Below are 3,192 nucleotides of genomic sequence, written 5' to 3'. Positions count from 1 at the left end.
CGGCACGACCAACCCGCCCGCCTCCCAGACGAACGGCGCGGCCAACACCGACGCCGCGCCCGGCACCGCCGAGTCGACCGCCGCCGCCGGCCAGGGCCAGGGCGATACGCAGGGGATCGCGGACGTCGTCGTCACCGCCACCCGGCGCGAGACCAACCTCCAGCGCACGCCCATCTCGATCAGCGTGCTCAACACGCAGGCGCTGGAGGACCGGCACGTCCTCAGCCTGTTCAACCTCGCCGACGGCTCCGTGCCGTCGTTGCGCGTCGCGACGTTCGAGGCGCGCCAGTCGGCGCTGACCATCGGCATCCGCGGCATCGTCCCCTATGACCAGAACCAGACGGCGCGCGACGGCGGCGTCAGCGTCTATATCGACGGCATCGCGCTCGGGAAGACGCAGGGCCTCAACGCCGCGCTATTCGACATTGACCGGATCGAGGTGCTCAAGGGCCCGCAGGGCACGTTGTTCGGCCGCAACACCGAAGGCGGCGCGCTGAGCCTGGTCACCAAGGCGCCCACCGGCGTGTTCGACGGCCGCGTCGTCGCGGGCGTGGGCAATTTCGGCAGCCGCAACACGGAGCTGCATCTCGATCTGCCTTCCTACCAGAACGTCGCGATCAAGCTGGACGGCGTCTACCAGCATCAGGACCCGACGGTGAAGGACCCGCTGTCGGGCTCCACCGGCTGGAACTATTACGACCGCAAGGGCGGCCGCGTGGCGGCACGGTGGAAGCCGGTCGAGGGCTTCACCGCCGACATCGCCTATGACTATGCCAAGGACGACAACACGCCCAATTTCAGCCAGCTGCTGAACTATAATCCGGGCAACAAGCTCAGCCCCGCCCAGGCGGGCGGCCCATACCCGGTCGGCGTCTATGTCAACACCGCCGCCGCCGGGGCCACCCCGACCTACGCGCTCTACACCCGGTCGATCGCGGCGGGCGGCGTCGCGTGCGGCGGCACCATCGCGGCGGGCAGCACGCGCCCGGTGTGCATCGCGCCGCTGGCGCCGATCGTCACCCCGCACCCGGACCGGCAGTACACGTCCGACTTCGCGGTCCCGCAGCAGCCCAGCGTCGATATCACGCACGGCGTGTCGGCTAACCTTCGCTATCACCTGTCGTCCGCGCTGGAGCTGCGGTCGATCACCGCGTGGCGCGGCGTGAGCACGGACCAGTGGGACAATTCGGGCGGCTTCGCCCGGACCACCTTCGCGCCCAACGGCAACACCAGCCGCTACAGCCTGTCCTATCTGCGCCAGCACCAGTTCAGCCAGGAGTTCCAGGCGGTCGGCAGCATCCCGCAGTTCGACTATGTGGTCGGCGCCTATTACTATACCGAGCACGCGACCGAGTATGCGGCCACCCCGCTTTCCAACGTGTTCAACGCCGACGGCACGATCCAGACCGTGCGCCCGCCGATCGTGACGGGGACGGTCACCGGCGCCAACTCCGGCTATCAGCAATACGCGCCGTCGTGCGTCAACACGCTGGCGGCGACCGCGCCCGAGTTCACCAACAGCTGCCAGTTCATCACCCGCGACAGCTCGGCGTTCGATCACAATTATTCGGGCTTCGGCAACCTGACCTACACGCCCGAGGGGCTCGACATCCTGCACATCACGGGCGGTGGCCGCTACACGCGCGACAAGCGGCGCGGCCAGCTGTTCATCATCAACAACCGCACCGATCTCAATCCGATCACGACGGTGGCGAACAGCGCCAAGACGCCGTTCCGCTTCTCCAACAGCATCGGCCGGTTCGACGTGCTGGCGAACGTCGCGGTGGACGTGACGCCCGACGCGCACCTCTACGCGAAATATTCGACCGGCTTCCGCGCCGGCGGCGCCAACGACCGGTCGCAGACCTTCCTGGCGTTCGGCCCGGAGTCGGTGAAGTCCTATGAGATCGGCGCCAAGACCGACTTCCTCGACCACCGCGTGCGGCTCAACCTCGCCGGCTATATCGCCAACCGCAGCAACACGCAGTTCGACTTCGACCAGTTCGACACCTCCGCGTCCAGCCCCACCAACGGCGCGCATGTCGAGCAGACGCAGAACGCCGGCAAGACCAAGATCCGGGGCATCGAGGCGGACCTGACGGTGCGGCCGATCCCCGAGCTGACGCTGTCCGGCTCCTATGCCTATACGCACGTGCGCGCGCCGTCGGCGGTGAACAGCCTGACGGGCGGGCTGCCGCAGCAGCTGTACATCGTCTACACGCCGGAGAACGCGGCGTCGGGCGCGATCGACTATGCGATGCCGATCGCGGGCAGCGACGCGACGATCCGCTTCCACCTCGACGGAAATTACGCTAGCAGCCAGTACACCTTCCAGCTGGAGCCGACCAAGGCGGACGCCAGCTTCATCGTCAACGGCCGCCTGGCGCTCGCCGACATCAAGGTGAACGACACCAACCGGGTGACGCTGTCAGTCTGGGCGCGCAACCTGCTGGACAAGACCTATATCTACCGCCGCTCCGACGCCAATTCGGGGCCTGTGCTCAACTATAACGGCGCGACGCTGGTATCGAGCAACTATGGCGGCATCCTGGGCGACTACGGCAATTTCAATGCGCCACGGACGTGGGGGTTGGAGGTCGCCGCGAAGTTCTGATCGACGAAGCCGCTCCCCCTCAGGGGAGGGGTTGGGGTGGGGCCTGGCCGCAGACGATGGCTCCGATCGAGAGGCCTCACCCCCGACCCTCCCCTGAAGGGGAGGGGAGAGGCTAGAAACGCACCCCGCCCTTCATCACCAGCCGTATGTGGCGCAGCGCGCCGATGTCGCGGGTCGGGTCGCCCTCGACCGCGACCAGATCGGCGAGCCAGCCCCGCGCGACCCGTCCGATCCGGTTCGCCAGCCCCACCGCCTCCGCATTGCCCGCCGTCGCGACGCGCATGACCGCCAGCGGCGTCATGCCATAGGCGACCATCAGCTCCTCCTCGCGCGCGTTCTCGCCATGCGCGAACACGCCGGTATCGCCGCCCGCGCACAGCTTGACCCCGGCCTTGAGCGCGGCGGCGAAGCTTGCCCGCTTGTCGACGATCGCGGGCGGCTCGGGCGCCTGGCCGTTCCAGCCGCGATAGCGCGTCACCGCGTCGGTCGCCGCCAGCGTCGGGCACAGGAAGGTGCCACGCGCCTTCATCAGCGCGAACACCGCCGGCGTGCCCTCGTCGCCATGTTCCACCGTGTCG

The 3,192-nt window shown here is 68.2% G+C and carries 2 protein-coding genes; one reads left to right on the top strand and one right to left on the bottom strand.

Features of this window, described 5'->3' with window-relative positions:
- Window positions 1-2,614 (top strand): TonB-dependent receptor (locus HUU95_RS12060; RefSeq protein ID WP_254602776.1); only part of this gene is annotated, 2,614 nt, incomplete at its 5' end.
- A gap of 112 nt (window positions 2,615-2,726) precedes the next feature.
- Here the strand turns inward: HUU95_RS12060 and HUU95_RS12055 are convergent.
- The coding region (locus tag HUU95_RS12055; RefSeq protein ID WP_174280327.1) for an amidohydrolase family protein at window positions 2,727-3,192 on the bottom strand (466 nt) is incomplete at its 5' end.

Source organism: Sphingomonas bacterium, from assembly GCF_903643065.1.
Lineage (GTDB): Bacteria > Pseudomonadota > Alphaproteobacteria > Sphingomonadales > Sphingomonadaceae > Sphingomonas.
The sequence above is the reverse complement of the archived record's forward strand: the minus strand, read 5'-3'. Positions and strand labels throughout refer to the sequence as shown.